This window comes from Neisseria sp. P0021.S005, from assembly GCF_051956955.1.
The window spans coordinates 1-17022 of record NZ_JBQCWY010000024.1 but is presented as its reverse complement, the minus strand read 5'-3'; the positions used below and the strand labels follow the sequence as shown (position 1 = coordinate 17022).

The following is a 17022-nucleotide window of genomic DNA, read 5'->3' as shown; positions in this document are numbered from 1 at the left end:
TTAACGGCAGCCAACTGTTTGCGACCAACCAAAACGTAGCCAACAACGCCGCCAATATCGCCAAAGGCATCAACTTCGGTGGTACCACCGGCAGCAACAACTACGCATTGGGTGACACCATCAATGTTAAAGGCGACAGCAACATCATCAGCGAAACCGTAGCCGGTGGCGCACAGCTGAAACTGGCCGATGTATTGAATGTCGGTCAAGCGGCTCCGGTGAAAATCGATGGCGACAAAGGTGAAGTCAGCGGCTTGAGCAATACGACTTTGGGTGGCAATGATTTTGCCCAAGGTAAACGTGCAGCGACCGAAGAGCAGCTGAATGCGGCCCAAGATCAGTTGGTGAATGTATTGGGTGGCAATGCGGCCAATAATGGCGGCAACATCAGCATGACCGATATTGGCGGTACTGGTGAGAACAATATCCACGATGCAATCAAAGCCGTTAATGCAACTGCCAATCTGCCTTTGACTTTCGGCGGCGACAGTGGCAAAGACGTTGAACGCAAACCGGGTACGAAGCTAAATATTGTTGGCGGTCAAACCGATGCAGCCAAACTTTCAGACGGCAATATCGGCGTTGTAGCGAATGGTTCTGATAAGTTGGAAGTCAAATTGGCTAAAGACTTGGCAGTTGACAGCGTGAAAGCCGGCGATACCACAGTCAATACTGACGGCGTGAAAGTTGGCGATGTCAATCTGACTAAAGCCGGTTTGAACAACGGCGGCAACAAGATTACCAATGTTGCAGCCGGTACCGATGATACTGATGCGGTGAATGTTGCTCAGTTGAACAAAGCTGCGGCTGCGGCTAAGACTGAAGTCGTTCAAGGCGATAACATTGTTGTTACTCAGGATGTCGGTGCCAATGGCCAAACCATTTACAAAGTGGCTACCGATAAAAACCTGAAAGTCGACAGCGTTACCGCAGGCGATACCGTGATGAATAATGACGGTGTGAAAGTCGGCGATGATGTTGCATTGAACAAAGACGGCTTGAAAGCAGGTGATGTGAACCTGACTAAAGCTGGCTTGAACAATGGCGGCAATAAGATTACCAACGTTGCGGCCGGTACGGATGACACCGATGCAGTCAATGTTTCCCAACTGAAACAAGCTGCGGAGGCATCTAAGACTGAAGTCGTTCAAGGTAAGAACATCGTTGTGACGGAAAAAACAGGTGACAAAGGTCAGACTGTTTATGAAGTTGCTACCGATAAAGACTTGGACGTTGACAGCGTGAAAGCCGGTGATACTACTGTCAACAATGATGGTGTGAAAGTTGGTGATGACGTTGCATTGAACAAAGACGGCTTGAAAGCAGGCAAGGTAAACCTGACTAAAGACGGCTTGGACAATGCGGGCAACAAAGTAACCAACGTAGCAGATGGCGATCTCAATGCCAACAGCAAAGATGCCGTCAACGGCAGCCAGTTGTACGCAACCAACCAAAACGTAGCCAACAACGCCGCGACGATTGCCAAAGGCATCAACTTCGGCGGTACGACCGGTAGCAACAACTATGCGTTGGGCAATACCATCAACGTTAAAGGCGACAGCAACATCATCAGCGAAACCGTAGCCGGTGGCGCTCAACTGAAGTTGGCTGACGAGATTAGCGTGAAGACAGTGAATGCCGATACCTTCAAAGCAGGCGATACTGTGATGAACAATGACGGCGTGAAAGTTGGCGATAAAGTTGCATTGAACAAAGACGGTCTGACCGCAGGCAATACCGTGGTCAACAACGATGGCGTAACCATCGCTGCACCGACTGAAAGCAATCCGAACAACCAAGTCAAATTGTCTCCTGTCGGTCTGAACAACGGCGGCCAACGCATTACCAACGTGGCTCCGGGTAAAGACGGTACAGACGCGGCAAACGTGAACCAGTTGATTGGCTTGGGCAACGAATTGCAAAACAACATCAACCAAGTAGGTAAGAAAGCCTACGCGGGTGTGGCCGGTGCGATTGCCCAAGGCTCGATTCCGCAAGTAACCCGTCCGGGTGCGACCGGTATCGGTGTCGGCAGCGGCTACTACGGTGGTCAGTCTGCCATGGCCATCGGCGTGTCTGCGATGAGCGACGGCGGCAACTGGATTGTCAAAGGCAACTTCTCGGCCAATACCGACGGTCATGTCGGTGTCGGTGCCGGTGCGCTGTATCAGTGGTAAGTTGGCAATGACAGGCAACTAGATTTGCTGCCTGAATAGGGAGGCCGTCTGAAATTTTAGGTTTCAGACGGCCTTTTTTTCTGAAAACACTTGAATTTAGGCTATCTGAAACGATATGCTTCATCTATTTACCGCATGACTCTGAAAGAGAACAAATGAGCAAAACCATCCATTATTTGAAAGACTACGCCGCGCCAGCGTACCGTATTCTGAAAACCGACCTGCATTTCGATATTTTAGAACCGCAAACCATCGTCAAATCTAGTCTGACCGTTCAACCTGAAAGAGCAGGGGAGCCATTGGTATTGGATGGTTCGGCAAAACTGCTGTCTGTGAAAGTAAACGGCCGGGTCGTAGATTATGTGTTGGAAGACGAAAAACTGACGATTGCCGGCGTGCCGTCTGAAAACTTCACGCTGGAAGTAGAAACCGAAATTTTGCCGGCTGAGAACAAATCGCTGATGGGTCTGTATGCTTCCGGTGGCAATCTGTTTACCCAATGCGAACCGGAAGGTTTCCGCAAAATTACTTTCTACATCGACCGTCCGGATGTCATGTCTAAATTTACCACCACCATCGTTGCAGACAAAAAACGCTATCCGGTGTTGCTGTCTAACGGCAATAAAATTGATGGCGGCGAGTTTTCAGACGGCCGTCACTGGGTGAAATGGGAAGACCCGTTTGCCAAACCGAGCTATCTCTTTGCTTTGGTGGCAGGCGATTTGGCGGTAACGGAAGATTATTTTACAACCATGAGCGGCCGTAAGGTCAAAATCGAGTTCTACACCACTGAGACAGACAAACCTAAAGTCGGTTTTGCCGTGGAATCGTTGAAAAATGCGATGAAATGGGACGAGATACGTTTTGGCTTGGAATACGACTTGGATATTTTCATGGTCGTTGCCGTGGGCGATTTCAATATGGGCGCAATGGAAAACAAAGGTTTGAATATTTTCAACACCAAGTTTGTGCTGGCCAACAGCCGTACCGCGACCGATACCGACTTTGAAGGCATCGAATCTGTTGTCGGCCACGAATATTTCCACAACTGGACGGGCAACCGCGTGACCTGCCGCGATTGGTTCCAATTGTCGCTGAAAGAAGGTTTGACCGTTTTCCGCGATCAAGAGTTTTCCGGCGACCGGGCCAGCCGTGTGGTACGCCGTATCGACAATGTCCGTATGCTGCGCTTGTTCCAATTCCCAGAAGATGCAGGCCCGACTGCGCATCCTGTCCGCCCGGCCAGCTATGAAGAGATGAACAACTTCTACACCATGACCGTCTATGAAAAAGGTGCGGAAGTAGTGCGCATGTATCACACCTTGCTCGGAGAAGAGGGCTTCCAAAAAGGCATGAAGTTGTATTTCCAACGCCACGACGGTCAGGCTGTGACTTGTGATGATTTCCGTGCCGCAATGGCAGACGCAAACGGTATCAATCTTGATCAGTTTGCCTTGTGGTACAGCCAAGCCGGTACGCCGGTTTTAGATGCTCAAGGCCGTCTGAAAGATGGAGCGTTTGAATTGACGATCAAACAAACTATTCCGGCTACGCCCGATATGGCGGACAAACAGCCGATGATGATTCCGGTCAAAACCGGTTTGCTGAATGAAAAAGGCGAAGCGGTTGAGTTTGAATATCAAGGTAAACGGGTGAAAGAGGCGGTTTTGGTATTGACTGAAGCCGAGCAGACTTTTGTATTGGGCGGCGTCAATGAGCCGGTTATCCCGTCTCTGCTGCGTGATTTCTCTGCGCCGATTACCTTGAACTATCCGTACAGCGAGCAAGAATTGGCCACTTTACTGGCGGCAGATGAAAATGAGTTTGCCCGTTGGGAAGCTGCTCAAACCTTGTACCATCGCGCCATTAACGCCAACCGTCAGGCATTGGCGGAAGGCCGTCCTTTGCCGGAACATAAAGCATTGATGGATGCTTTGGCTTTGGTGGTTTCCGGTGATTTTGATCCGGCATTCCGTGCCATTTTGCTGCAAATGCCGTCTGAAACCGATGTATGGGCGGAAGAAGAAAATATTGACCCTATTCAGGTTCATCAAGCGCGAGAAGCCTTGCTCAATGCTGTTGCCGTCAAGTTCCTGCCTCAATGGCGCGAGCTGAACCGTCAAGCTGCCGAGCAAGAAAACCAGGCTGATGCTGCTGTTCGTTATGAATACAGCCCGGAATTGGCCGGCTGGCGCACTTTGCGCAATGCTTGCAGGGCATTTATCCTTCGTGCTGACGCAGCGCATATCGAACACGTTGCGGAAAATTACGAGGCAATGGCGCAAAACATGACACACGAATGGGGTATCTTATCCGCAATCAACAGCAATGAAAGCGAAATTCGCGATCGTTTGTTGACGAAATTTGCCGATAAATTCGCCGATGATGCCTTAGTAATGGACAAATACTTTGCTCTGATTGCTTCAAGCCGCCGCAAAGATACTTTACAGCAAGTTCAGACGGCCTTGAGTCATCCTAAGTTCAGTATTGAAAACCCGAACAAGGCCCGTTCTTTGTTGATCAGTTTCAGCCGCAATATTCCACATTTCCATGCAGAAGATGGCAGCGGCTACCGCTTTGTAGCCGATAAAGTGATGGAAATCGACCGTTTTAATCCGCAAGTTGCTGCTCGACTGGTGCAGGCTTTCAACATCTGCAACAAATTGGAAGCCAACCGCAAAGCCGTCATGACCAAAGAATTGCAACGAATCCATGCACAAGAAGGTTTGTCCAAGGATGTGGGCGAGATTGTCGGTAAGATTTTGAATGAAAAATAAAGCCTGAGACCTTTGCAAAATTCCTTTTCCCCAACAGCCGAAACCTAAATAAAGGTTTTCGGCTGTTTTTGTTTCACATATCCACTGATTCTACTCAAATACCCCCTTAATCCTCCCCGGACACCCGATAATCAGGCATCCGGGCCGCCTTTTAGGCAGCAACAGGCGCACTTAGCCTGTTGGCGGCTTTCAATAGGTTCAAACACATCGCCTTCAGATGGCTTTGTGCACTCACTTTGAGCAGACCGAAATAGGCTGCCCGCGCATAGCGGAATTTACGGTGCAGCGTACCGAAACTTTGTTCGACCACATAACGGGTCTTCGACAAATATCGGTTGCGTTTGGTTTGCGCTTCCGACAGCGGATGTTTGCGGTGGGCTTTGCGCATAATGCCGTCCAGCAACCGATGTTCTTCCAGATGTTGCCGGTTTTCCTCACTGTCATAGCCTTTGTCGGCATAGACGGTCATATCTTTGGGCAGTTCTTCCAACAAAGGCGACAGGTGTTTGCACTCATGGGCATTGGCGGGGGTAATGTGCAGTTTCTCGATATAGCCTTCCGCATCGGTACGGGTATGTTGTTTGTAACCGAGTTTGTAGAGGCCGTTTTTCTTTGTTCAGCGGGCATCTTTATCTTTACTCGGTGTGGTTTGACCGCTGACTTGTCCTTCTTCATCGACTTCTATGGCCTGGCGCTGTTTGCTGCCGGCGGTCTGAATAATGGTGGCATCAACGACGGCGGCGGATGCTTTCTCTACTTTTAGGCCTTTTTTGGTCAATTGTCGGTTAATCAGTTCCAACAGTTCGGACGGGGTGTCGTCTTGCGCCAGCCAGTTGCGGTAGCGGCATAAGGTGCTGTAATCGGGGATGCTTAGTTCGTCAAAGCGGCAAAACAGGTTGAAATCGATGCGGGTGATGAGGCTGTGTTCGAGTTCGGGATCGGAGAGGCTGTGCCATTGTCCGAGCAGGATGGCTTTAAACATGGATAGCAGTGGATAGGCGGGACGGCCGCGGTGGTCTCGGAGGTAACGGGTTCTTTGACGATTCAGGTACTGTTCGATCGGCTGCCAATCAATCACTTGATCCAACTTCAATAGTGGGAAACGGTCGATGTGTTTGGCAATCATGGCTTGGGCGGTTTGCTGAAAGAAGGTGCTCATGAGAAATCCCCTAAATGTCTTGGTGGGAATTTAGGGGATTTTGGGGAATTTTGCAAAGGTCTCAGCCTGTCTGTTGACCTTATTGTAATCTAGCAATAAGGATAGATAGCTTAAAGGCCGTCTGAAACCGATTGGTTTCAGACGGCCTTTTTCATATGTCAATGCTTAAATTAATTTTCGTTGAGGGTAGAGAATAGAATAAAAAAAGAGCCTGCATAAAACAGGCTCTTTTTCATACTAATCCGAAGATTAGAATTTGTGACGCAGGCCAACCAAACCAGAGATGGTTTCAACTTTGTGAGGACCAGACTCAGCACCACGCAACCAGCCGGCAGAAACCAAAGCAGTAGTGCGTTTAGAGAAGTCGTAGTCAGCACCAACGATAACTTGGTCGTATTGAGTGCCTTTCAGTTTTTCGCCGTCAACTTTAGCTTTGAAGCCGTGAGCGTAAGAAACGCGAGGAGTTACGTTACCAGCGCGGTAAGCGGCAGTAGCAGCAACTTCGATAGTTTCAGCAGGACGGCTGTCCAAGCCAGCAGCAGTACCGAATACTACGTTAGAAGCGTTAGTACCGGCAGCACGCATAGCAGAAGTTACAACACCGTTAGATTGGGCTTGAGCGTAATCACCCAAAGTTTCCCAGTTTTTAGCGTATTGACCAGCTACAGATACGAACAGGTTGTTAGCATCGTAACCACCTACCAAGCGGTGTACGTGACCGTCTTTTTCAGAAACGGCGTTTTTACGGAAACCACCGGCGTATTGACCGAAGAAGCCAGAGTTTTCGTAGTTCAGGCCAGCGTAGTAAGTGTCACGGGTAGCGTCGTTGTGAGTGTATTTGTCAGAAGGGTTAGCATTGTCACGAGGAGTATATTGTACGCTTGCGCTGAAACCTGAGAATACAGGGCTGTCGTAACGTACAGAAACTGCACGTTCGTCAACACGAGTAAATACAGACATATTCAAAGCGCCGTTGCTGCTTTCCCATTGGTCAACATTGTCACTAGTATTTTTAACAGTAGAGTCCAGTTTACCAGCACGAACTTTACCGAAGCCACCTTCCAAACCGATGAAAGATTCGCGAGAAGCCCACTCTTTGTCGCCACCGGCGATAGAAGTGTTTTGTTCAACTTGCCAGATGGCATTCAGGTTGTTACCCAAGTGTTCGTGGCCTTTAAAGCCGATACGTGAGCCGAAGTCAGCGATTTCAGTAGCAGTTTTAGAGCTTTTCTCGTGACCCAGTTTAGCAGCAGTTTGTTCACCCAATTTTACTTTGGATACTTCAACACCGGCTTTAATTTGACCGTACAAAGTTACGTCAGCCATAGCTGCAACAGGCAGAGCCGCCAGAGTCAAGGCAATCAGAGATTTTTTCATTGCTGTTTTCCTTTTTTAAGTGTGAAGAAGCGAGCATTCGTTCTTCTTATTACGATATCGTTCTCTTTCAACGATTCCATGACCATAATATAAAGGTTATGGCCTAGGAAAACAAATTTTCCTCTTGTTTTGAGTGATTTTTGCAGGGAAACGTTGTTTTTTACAGACAGGGTGGAAGCATAAGGCGGTCTTTTATTTTGGTAATGTGTTTTTCTAAAAGGGAATTTCGGGATAGCTATAAAATATGGGGTATAAAATTAGGTTGTGAATATTGTTTATCGTGTTTTCAGACGGCCTTGGTAATTGGAATTTATCGTGTACTGGGTTTGCAAATATATAAAAAACCTGCCTGATTGCTCGGGCAGGTTTTATTTGATCGAAAGACAGATTAGTTTTTGTCTTGGTCAACCAGTTTGTTTTTGGCAATCCAAGGCATCATAGAACGCAGTTGAGCGCCGACTTTTTCAATTTGGTGATCAGCGGTCAGACGGCGGCGTGCTGTCATGCTGGCATAGTTGACGGCACCTTCTTGGATGAACATTTTAGCGTATTCGCCGGTTTGGATGCGTTTGAGGGCATTGCGCATGGCTTCGCGGGATTTGTCGTTGATGACTTCGACGCCGGTTACGTATTCGCCGTACTCTGCATTGTTGGAAATGGAGTAGTTCATGTTGGCGATGCCGCCTTCGTAAATCAGGTCAACAATGAGCTTCATTTCGTGCAGGCATTCGAAGTAGGCCATTTCTGGGGCGTAGCCTGCTTCAGTCAGGGTTTCGAAGCCGGTTTTGATCAATTCAACCACGCCGCCGCACAATACGGCTTGTTCGCCGAAGAGGTCGGTTTCGGTTTCTTCGCGGAAGTTGGTTTCAATCACGCCGCCTTTGGTACCGCCGTTGGCTGCGGCGTAAGACAGGGCGATGTCACGTGCTTTGCCGCTTTTATCTTGGTAAACGGCGATCAGGGAAGGTACGCCGCCGCCTTTCAGGAATTCGCTGCGTACGGTGTGGCCTGGGCCTTTAGGGGCAACCATGATAACGTCGAGGTCGGCGCGGGGTACGATTTGGTTGTAGTGTACGTTGAAGCCGTGAGCGAACGCCAATACTGCGCCTTCTTTCAAGTTAGGCTCGATTTCGTTTTTGTATACGATAGGTTGGTTTTCGTCAGGCAACAGAATCATTACAACGTCGGCTGCTTTGGTTGCTTCAGCAACAGTGCGCACGTCGTGGCCGGCTGCTTCGGCTTTTTTCCAAGAGCCGCCTTGGCGCAGACCGATTACGACATTTACGCCGGAATCTTTCAGGTTTGCTGCGTGTGCGTGACCTTGTGAACCGTAACCGATGATGGCAACGGTTTTGCCTTTGATCAGAGAGAGGTCAGCGTCTTTATCGTAATAAACTTGCATTTTATTTCCTTAGTGTAAGAGGGTTCCGGATAATCCGGGTTGAGTTAAAAGTAATAGGGGTTAAGCGGGGACTTGGTTCATCAAGACGATTTCCAGTGTTTCGGTTTTTCCTTCGATGGATTTGACGAAGTTTTGGAAATGTTCGCTGGCATTGTGTTCGTCAATAGCTGCTTGGGATTTCCAGCTTTCTACGAATACGAAACGGTTGGGTTTGCCGATTTCTTGGTGCAGGTCGTAGCTGATGTTGCCTTCTTCTGCACGGCTGGCTTTAACCAATTCTTTAAACTGGGCAGCCAGAGCCTCGGTGTATTCGGGTTTGACGGTAACTAATGCAACGATTTGGATGCTTGACATGTTTGTCTCCTACTGTTTTTCAGACGGCCTTTATAGAAAGTAAAAGGCCGTCTGAACGATACAGCGTCAAATTTTCAAAATACGCTCGCCACGACCGATGCCGGCTGCGCCTGTGCGGACGGTTTCCAAAATTTGAGCACGGCCGACTGTTTCGAGGAAAGAGTCGAGTTTTTCGGTAGAGCCTGTGATTTCGATGGTATAGCTGCGGTCTGTTACATCAATAACGCTGCCGCGGTAGATTTCGGTCAATCGCAGGAATTCATCGCGGTCTTTGCCGACGGCGCGGACTTTTACCAACATCAGTTCGCGTTCGACAAAACGGCTTTCGTTCAAGTCAACCACTTTGACAACTTCAATCAGTTTGTTGAGTTGTTTGGTGATTTGCTCGATGACGTGCTCATCGCCGTGGGTAACAATGGTCATACGGGACAAGGTTTTGTCTTCGGTTGGGGCTACGGCCAGGGAGTCGATGTTGTAATCGCGTGCGGAGAACAAACCTACCACACGGCTCATCGCACCTGATTCGTTTTCCATCAGAATAGATAAGATATGTCGCATTTCTTTCTCCTTACGCTTTTGCAATATCGCGCATATGCGGCGGCAGAACCATTTCATCCAAACCTTTGCCGTTGCCGACCATAGGCAGTACGTTTTGTTTCTTGTCTGTCAAAAAGTCGAGGAATACCAAACGGTCTTTTTGGTTTAATGCTTCCAACAAGGCGCCTTCGACGTCGGATTTCTTGTCCACACGGATGCCGATATGGCCGTAGGATTCGGCCAGTTTGACAAAGTCGGGCAATGAATCGAAATAGGTTTCCGATTCGCGGTTGCCATAATACAGCTCCTGCCATTGGCGAACCATACCCAAATAGCCATTGTTTAATGTAACGACATTGATGGGGACATTATATTGGAAGCAGGTGGACAGCTCTTGGATATTCATTTGAATAGAGCCCTCGCCTGTGATACAGAAGACGTCTTGTTCCGGAGCCGCCAGTTTGGCACCGAGGGCGTAAGGCAGGCCTACACCCATCGTACCCAGACCGCCGGAATTGAGCCATTGGCGGGGACGCTCGAATGGATAATATTGAGCGGCAAACATTTGGTGTTGGCCAACGTCGGAAGTAATAATGGCTGAGTTTTTGGTAATTTCTGCCAGTTTTTGAACAACGTATTGCGGTTTAATGATTTCGCTGTCGTTTTCAAACCACAGGCAGTTGTGCGAACGCCATTCTTCGATGGTTTTCCACCATTTGTCCAATGAGTCGGCTGAAGGCGCAGTTTCTTGTTTGCCCCACAGATGAATTATTTCGGTCAATACGTTTTTGACATCGCCGACAATCGGAATGTCCACTTTAACGCGTTTGGCAATGCTGGACGGGTCGATGTCGATATGGATGATTTTTTTGGGTTTGTCCAAGAATTTTGACGGTACGGAAACAACGCGGTCGTCAAAGCGCGCGCCGATTGCCAAAACGACGTCTGCATTTTGCATCGCCAAATTGGCCTCGTAGGTACCGTGCATGCCCAACATGCCCAAGAATTGGCGGTCGCTGGAAGGGTAAGCACCCAAACCCATTAATGTGCCGGTACAGGGTACGCCGGTCATGCGGATAAATTGGGTCATTTCCTCGGAGGCATTGCCCAATACCACGCCGCCGCCGAAGTAAACGATGGGGCGTTTGGCAGAAGCCAGCATTTGTACGGCTTTTTTAATTTGGCCGATGTGACCTTGTACAACCGGTTGGTAGGAGCGGATAAAGATGTCTTCTTGTGGATAGCTGAATTTGGCCATCGCTTGAGTAACATCTTTAGGAATATCGACGACAACGGGGCCCGGACGGCCGCTGGCGGCAATTTGGAAGGCTTTTTTAATCGTATCAGCCAGCTCGCCAATATTGGTAACCAGGAAGTTGTGTTTGACACAAGGGCGGGTAATGCCGACCGTATCCACTTCTTGGAACGCATCTGTACCGATGAGGGAATTGCCCACTTGGCCGCTGATGATGACCAGGGGGATGGAATCGCTGTACGCGGTAGCAATGCCGGTCAATGCGTTGGTTACGCCCGGGCCGGAAGTTACCAAGGCCACGCCGACTTTGCCGCTGACGCGGGCATAGGCATCTGCCGCATGTACGGCTGCCTGCTCATGGCGGGTCAGAATGTGCTTGAATTTGTTGAGTTGGAAAATGGCATCGTAGATTTCGATAACCGCACCACCGGGATAGCCGAATACGTATTCAACACCTTCGGCTTTGAGACTTTGCACGACGATTTGTGCGCCTGATAATTGCATATTGACCTCTTTTATGCGGTTTCTAACCAATAGGAACAATCCGCCTCACCACAGCACCTGTAATGCAATTCCATCAAGCAGCGATTTAGGGTACGCGCATTGAGGGAATACGGCGACAGTCAGACTGTCCAAACAATTGGAAAGGAACACAGAGTTTGTGAAAAAGAGTAGAAAAGATAACGCAAACCGACTGTTCAATCAAGATAAAATCTTTCATCTTTTAACATTTGAAACGGGAAAATAGATTGAAGGTTGATTTTAAAGAAATAAAAAAACTGTTTTATTGATCTTGATGTGGATGGATTGTTGACAGTTTGAGTAAGGAGAAGGTTTTTGCAAATGAAAAATAGCAAAAAACCTCTTGACTGAATCAAGAGGTTTTTTAAATTTGGTGCCCAGGGTCGGACTCGAACCGACACACCTTGCGGCGGGGGATTTTGAGTCCCCTGCGTCTACCAATTTCGCCACCTGGGCTAGCGAAGAAGTCGTCATTATAGCGAGTTCTCGAATCTTGTAAAGCAGTAATTGAAAAAAAATCGGATTATTTTTATATTTGTTTGATTTTTAATGAATTAAACTTTTTGTGTTTGATGGTTATCTAAATGGGAGGCAGATTTTTAAAACAAAAAAAGCAGTATTTATCTGCAAAAAGGGCTACATTTAATGTGTTAAACGCGTTAATATGAAGATGTTTTGTTTTTATATCGGCCGGGCGGTTGTTTGGCCTCACTTATTTGAAACGGTTTTGGAGAAAATTTATGCTTTCCGTCACACGAACTTTCTTACTCAGTGCTTTTGCATTGGCTGCTCTGGCTGCTTGTCAGCCTAAAGAGGAGGCCAAGGAGGCTTCTTCGACACCTGCCGCTTCTGCTGCGCCTGCTGCTTCCGGTGAGTCAGCACCCAAAGTGCAAGCGCGTGGTACCGATATGCGCAAAGAAGACATTGGCGGCGACTTTACATTGACCGATGGCGACGGCAAACCTTTCAGCCTGAGCGATTTGAAAGGCAAAGTGGTCATCCTGTCTTTCGGTTATACCCACTGTCCTGACGTATGCCCAACCGAGTTGCTGACTTACAGCGATACTTTGAAACAATTAGGCGATCAGGCTAAAGACGTGAAAGTGGTATTTGTCAGCATCGACCCTGAGCGCGATACGCCTGAAGTAATCGGCAAATACGCAAAACAGTTCAACCCTGATTTTATCGGCCTGACGGCTACCGGCGATCAAAGCCTGCCTGTCATCAAACAGCAATACCGTGTGGTATCGGCTAAAGTCAACCAAAAAGAAGACAGCGAAAACTATTTGGTTGACCACTCTTCAGGTGCATATTTGATTGATAAAAACGGCGAAGTGGCGATTTTCTCGCCTTACGGCAGCGAGCCGGAAACGATTGCAGCTGATGTGAAAACTTTATTGTAAAACCGTAGTTGGGGCCGTCTGAAATGGGTTGTGGATTTCAGACGGCCTTCTTGCTTTTGATACGGCAAAGGAAAAGAAAAATGACCGACACACTTTTAACGATTGCTTTATCCAAGGGGCGAATTTTTGAGGAAACCCTGCCGCTGTTGGCTGCTGCAGGTATTGTGCCTGCGGAAGAGCCGGAAAAATCGCGCAAGCTGATTATTGGTACGAATCATGACAATATCCGTTTGGTAATTGTACGTGCGACCGACGTGCCGACTTATGTGCAATATGGTGCGGCGGATTTCGGTATTGCCGGTAAGGACGTGCTGATCGAGCATGGCGGAGATGGCCTGTATCAACCTTTGGATTTGCACATTGCCTCATGCCGCATGATGGTTGCGGTTAAAAAAGGTTTTGATTACGCCGCTGCATCCAAACCCGGCAGCCGCTTGCGGATTGCCACCAAATATCCCGACATTGCCGCCGAACACTTTGCCGACAAGGGTGTGCATGTGGATATCATCAAACTGTACGGCTCGATGGAGCTTGCGCCTTTGGTCGGTCTGAGCGACGCGATTGTCGATTTGGTTTCCAGCGGCAATACATTGAAGGCCAATGGTTTGGAAGCTGTGGAACATGTGGCTGATATTTCCAGCCGCTTGGTGGTCAACAAGGCGGCGTTGAAAACCAAATATGCGCTGTTGAATCCGATTATTCAGGCATTTGAAAATGCCGCTAAGGCCGTCTGAAAAGTTTTTGGCAAAAGTTGTCTGCCAACCCAGTTTGAAAGCCCTGTCATGATGCAAAGCAAACCGACACTCGATACGATTCTTTCCCATCGTTCCATCCGCAGGTTTACTTTCGAACCGATTGCCGATGAAATCCTCAATACGCTGGTTCGCGCCGGACAACAGGCCTCAACTTCTAACAATCTGCAATGCGTTTCTATAATCCGTGTCTCCGACCTTGTGCTGAGGCAGGAAATACATGAAGCGGCAGGAAGTGCGCCTTATATTGTCCATTGTGCAGAATTTTTATTGTTTTGCATCGATTTTTCCAAACACAAGGCAATGTTTCCCGATGCGCAAATTGATTGGGCGGAAGTAACCCTGATTGGCGCGGTCGATGCAGGCATTATGGCGCAAAACGTATTGCTTGCCGCCGAATCACTTGGGCTGGGTGGCGTGTATATCGGTGCGCTGCGTAATAATGCACAAAAAGTATCGGACGTATTGAACCTGCCGGATTATTGCGTGCCTTTGGTGGGGCTGTGCCTCGGTTATCCTGACCAAGACCCACCGCTCAAGCCGCGCCTGCCTAAGGAAATGGTGTATGCCGAAAACGCCTGTCCGAGCCTGAATGCCGAGGCGGTTGAAGCTTATAATCAGGCAGTGGCGGATTATTATGAGTTGCGCAAGGGCAGTCCTATACCTTGGAAGGAATCGCTGGCCAAAACCTTGGGTAATCCTGTGCGGCCGCATATGTTGGCGTTTTTGCAGAAAAAAGGCTTTTTGAAAAGATAATGTTCAGACGGCCTGTGTGTGGCTGGTGCCGTCTGAAAACAATAGGAACGAAACAAGGAAGAGAGCAAACCATGAAGAAACTCGACACCCAATCCCCTGATTTTCAAGCCGAACTCAAAGCACTGCTTGCTTTTGAAACCGCGCAAAACCCTGAAATTGACCGTATTGTTGCCGACATCTGCGCCGATGTTCAAAAACGCGGCAATGCGGCGCTGATTGAATATACCAACCGCTTTGACGGCACATCCGCTCAAATCATCGATGATTTAATCCTGACGCAAGACGATTTGCAGTCTGCGTTTGAGCGTTTGCCCGAAAACATTCAGACGGCCTTGAAAACGGCTGCGAGACGGGTGGAAAGCTACCATAAACACCAAAAAATGGAGTCGTGGACTTACGAAGACGAAGACGGCACGCTTTTGGGTCAACAGATTACACCGCTTGACCGTGTCGGTATTTATGTTCCGGGCGGTAAAGCCGCTTATCCGAGTTCCGTCATCATGAACGCCATGCCTGCCCACGTTGCCGGCGTGAAAGAAATCATCATGGTCGTTCCCACTCCGAAAGGCGAGCGCAACGATATCGTGTTGGCGGCTGCTTTTGTGGCCGGTGTAACCAAAGTATTTACGGTCGGCGGCGCGCAGGCGGTTGCGGCTTTGGCTTATGGTACGGAATCTGTGCCTCAGGTCGATAAGATTACCGGCCCGGGCAATGCTTTTGTCGCTGCGGCCAAACGACGCGTGTTCGGCGTGGTCGGTATCGATATGGTGGCAGGGCCGTCTGAAATTTTGGTGATTGCCGATGGTACGACGCCTGCCGATTGGGTGGCCATGGATTTGTTCAGTCAGGCAGAACACGATGAAATTGCACAAGCGATTTTGATCGGTACTTCTCAAGCGTATTTGGACGAAGTTCAGACGGCCATGAACCGTTTGATCGAAACCATGCCGCGCCGTGCGATTATTGAAGCTTCATTGGGCAACCGCGGTGCAATGATTTTGGCTAAAGATTTGGACGAAGCCTGTGAAATCGCCAACTATATTTCTCCCGAACACTTGGAATTGTCGGTCGAAAATCCGCAAGAGTGGGCGAAAAAAATCCGCCATGCCGGCGCTATTTTCATGGGACGCTATACCAGTGAAAGCCTTGGCGACTATTGCGCAGGCCCCAACCACGTTTTGCCGACCAGCCGCACGGCGCGTTTCTCTTCTCCTTTGGGAACATATGATTTCCAAAAACGCTCCAGTCTGATTCAGGTTTCAGAACAAGGTGCGCAGAAGTTGGGCAAAACCGCCAGCGTGTTGGCGCATGGCGAAAGCTTGACCGCGCACGCCAGAGCGGCTGAGTTCCGTTTGAAAGACTGAGTGAAACGTTGGTTAAAGTCGTAAGAAATCAAAAAAAGGGCATCTTAACAGATGCCCTTTTTATTGTGATGAAGGTTTGGTCGATAAGGCATCAGGCCGTCTGAAAACAGGGTTAACGGTTTTTCAGCCAGTCATTACGCATTTGTGCGGCTTCTTCAAAATAGCGGTAAAGCTCGGTTTTGTTGCCTTCTGAAAGGAGTTGTTCCAATTTGGATAATTGTTCTTTCAAGTCGCCGGTCAGTTTGAGCAGGGCAGGGCGGTTGGCCATGCAGATGTCTGTCCAAACGGCAGGGTGGCTGGAAGCAATGCGGGTAAAGTCGCGAAAGCCGGTGGCGGCATAGGGGAGGTAGTCTTTGCCGTGCGGATGGTCGAACAAAGCGTGGACATAGGCAAAGGCGGTCAAGTGCGGCAAGTGGGAAACAGCGGCAAAAATATTGTCGTGTTCTTCGGCGCTCATGGTGAAAATCTGCGAACCAACCGCCTGCCACAGGCTTTTCAACCGTCTTAGGCCGTCTGAAGCCTCGTGGCCGTGCAAGGTAATAATCAGGCGGCTGTTTTGAAACAAACCGCAACGCGCGGATTTTGCGCCGCTTTGATCCGAACCGGCAATCGGGTGGGCGGCAAAACATTGCGGCAGGCGCTCGGACAAGTGGGTGCGGAAGGCATTTAGTGCCGATTGTTTGGTGCTGCCGACATCGGAAACGCAGGCCGTTTCTTTTAAGAAAGGCTTGATGTCGCGGCATACGTCAGGCAGGACGGAGACTGGTGTGGCAATCAAAACCAAATCGGCATTGCCGATGCTTTCGGCGCAAATATTCGGATAGGCATGGTCGATGATGCCGCATTCGAGTGCGTAATTTAGGTTGTCGGCATTGGTGTCGATGCCGGTAACGGTTTGCACCAGTCCCAAGCGTTTGAGGTCGAGCATGAACGAACCGCCGATTAAACCGACGCCGATAAGGGTGATATGGGGAAAAAAGGCGGAAGTGTTCATGGTTTGAATCCGGTTTAAGTGGAAAAGCTTATTTTAATCCGTTATGGAGGCCGTCTGAAAGTTGTCATCAAGGTTTCAGACGGCCTTTTTTATGGTCGAATTTTCATGATTTAGGCATAGAAAACTCCGTTTAGTAGGAGCATGTAACCGATTATCAGATTTTCATACACTAAAATAATCATCTGAATTAGTA

12 protein-coding genes, 1 tRNA gene and 1 pseudogene are annotated in these 17022 nt (G+C 48.8%); 6 read left to right on the top strand and 8 right to left on the bottom strand.

The window, feature by feature from the left end:
• Both ACTHUE_RS02900 and pepN read left to right on the top strand, forming a co-directional pair.
• On the top strand, positions 1-2177 hold a 2177-nt coding region (locus ACTHUE_RS02900), incomplete at its 5' end, for a YadA family autotransporter adhesin (protein WP_440392568.1).
• A gap of 155 nt (positions 2178-2332) precedes the next feature.
• On the top strand, positions 2333-4954 hold the full coding sequence (pepN, locus tag ACTHUE_RS02895) for an aminopeptidase N (protein WP_004521024.1): 2622 nt from the start codon (positions 2333-2335) through the stop codon (positions 4952-4954).
• A gap of 151 nt (positions 4955-5105) precedes the next feature.
• On the opposite strand, the pseudogene ACTHUE_RS02890 reads toward pepN, so the two are convergent.
• From ACTHUE_RS02890 to ACTHUE_RS02860, 7 genes and pseudogenes are all read right to left on the bottom strand, one after another.
• Positions 5106-6113: pseudogene (locus ACTHUE_RS02890) on the bottom strand (IS5 family transposase).
• Positions 6114-6362: 249 nt separating this feature from the next.
• Positions 6363-7490, bottom strand: a complete 1128-nt coding sequence (porB, locus tag ACTHUE_RS02885; protein WP_004521028.1) for a trimeric porin PorB — start codon at positions 7488-7490, stop codon at positions 6363-6365.
• Between the two features lie 388 nt (positions 7491-7878).
• A complete protein-coding gene (gene ilvC, locus ACTHUE_RS02880) occupies positions 7879-8892 on the bottom strand; it encodes a ketol-acid reductoisomerase (protein WP_004521030.1) in 1014 nt (337 codons plus the stop codon).
• A gap of 60 nt (positions 8893-8952) precedes the next feature.
• On the bottom strand, positions 8953-9246 hold the full coding sequence (locus ACTHUE_RS02875; RefSeq protein WP_004521031.1) for a putative quinol monooxygenase: 294 nt from the start codon (positions 9244-9246) through the stop codon (positions 8953-8955).
• A 66-nt stretch (positions 9247-9312) separates the two neighbouring features.
• Positions 9313-9804: an acetolactate synthase small subunit gene (gene ilvN / locus ACTHUE_RS02870; RefSeq protein WP_003748480.1), complete on the bottom strand. Its 492-nt coding sequence runs from the start codon at positions 9802-9804 to the stop codon at positions 9313-9315.
• Positions 9805-9814: 10 nt separating this feature from the next.
• On the bottom strand, positions 9815-11542 hold the full coding sequence (ilvB, locus tag ACTHUE_RS02865) for a biosynthetic-type acetolactate synthase large subunit (protein WP_004521033.1): 1728 nt from the start codon (positions 11540-11542) through the stop codon (positions 9815-9817).
• A gap of 389 nt (positions 11543-11931) precedes the next feature.
• A tRNA-Leu gene (locus tag ACTHUE_RS02860) sits at positions 11932-12016 on the bottom strand.
• Positions 12017-12300: 284 nt separating this feature from the next.
• On the opposite strand from ACTHUE_RS02860, the gene ACTHUE_RS02855 reads away from it, so the two are divergent.
• From ACTHUE_RS02855 to hisD, 4 genes are all read left to right on the top strand, one after another.
• Positions 12301-12963: an SCO family protein gene (locus ACTHUE_RS02855; protein WP_003680035.1), complete on the top strand. Its 663-nt coding sequence runs from the start codon at positions 12301-12303 to the stop codon at positions 12961-12963.
• A gap of 80 nt (positions 12964-13043) precedes the next feature.
• A complete protein-coding gene (hisG, locus tag ACTHUE_RS02850) occupies positions 13044-13697 on the top strand; it encodes an ATP phosphoribosyltransferase (RefSeq protein WP_036473098.1) in 654 nt (217 codons plus the stop codon).
• A 48-nt stretch (positions 13698-13745) separates the two neighbouring features.
• Complete coding sequence (nfsA, locus tag ACTHUE_RS02845; RefSeq protein ID WP_004521037.1) at positions 13746-14471, top strand: oxygen-insensitive NADPH nitroreductase; 726 nt, start codon at positions 13746-13748, stop codon at positions 14469-14471.
• A 71-nt stretch (positions 14472-14542) separates the two neighbouring features.
• Positions 14543-15835: a histidinol dehydrogenase gene (gene hisD, locus ACTHUE_RS02840; RefSeq protein WP_039862559.1), complete on the top strand. Its 1293-nt coding sequence runs from the start codon at positions 14543-14545 to the stop codon at positions 15833-15835.
• 112 nt (positions 15836-15947) lie between these two features.
• Here hisD and ACTHUE_RS02835 read toward each other — a convergent pair whose 3' ends face one another.
• On the bottom strand, positions 15948-16829 hold the full coding sequence (locus ACTHUE_RS02835; protein ID WP_004521039.1) for a prephenate dehydrogenase: 882 nt from the start codon (positions 16827-16829) through the stop codon (positions 15948-15950).
• Positions 16830-17022: the final 193 nt, after the last annotated feature.

Coding starts and splice junctions, on each gene's coding strand:
- pepN (WP_004521024.1), top strand. CDS start 2,333: ATGAGCAAAACCATCCATTATTTGAAAGACTACGCCGCGCCAGCGTAC.
- porB (WP_004521028.1), bottom strand. CDS start 7,490: ATGAAAAAATCTCTGATTGCCTTGACTCTGGCGGCTCTGCCTGTTGCA.
- ilvC (WP_004521030.1), bottom strand. CDS start 8,892: ATGCAAGTTTATTACGATAAAGACGCTGACCTCTCTCTGATCAAAGGC.
- ACTHUE_RS02875 (WP_004521031.1), bottom strand. CDS start 9,246: ATGTCAAGCATCCAAATCGTTGCATTAGTTACCGTCAAACCCGAATAC.
- ilvN (WP_003748480.1), bottom strand. CDS start 9,804: ATGCGACATATCTTATCTATTCTGATGGAAAACGAATCAGGTGCGATG.
- ilvB (WP_004521033.1), bottom strand. CDS start 11,542: ATGCAATTATCAGGCGCACAAATCGTCGTGCAAAGTCTCAAAGCCGAA.
- ACTHUE_RS02855 (WP_003680035.1), top strand. CDS start 12,301: ATGCTTTCCGTCACACGAACTTTCTTACTCAGTGCTTTTGCATTGGCT.
- hisG (WP_036473098.1), top strand. CDS start 13,044: ATGACCGACACACTTTTAACGATTGCTTTATCCAAGGGGCGAATTTTT.
- nfsA (WP_004521037.1), top strand. CDS start 13,746: ATGATGCAAAGCAAACCGACACTCGATACGATTCTTTCCCATCGTTCC.
- hisD (WP_039862559.1), top strand. CDS start 14,543: ATGAAGAAACTCGACACCCAATCCCCTGATTTTCAAGCCGAACTCAAA.
- ACTHUE_RS02835 (WP_004521039.1), bottom strand. CDS start 16,829: ATGAACACTTCCGCCTTTTTTCCCCATATCACCCTTATCGGCGTCGGT.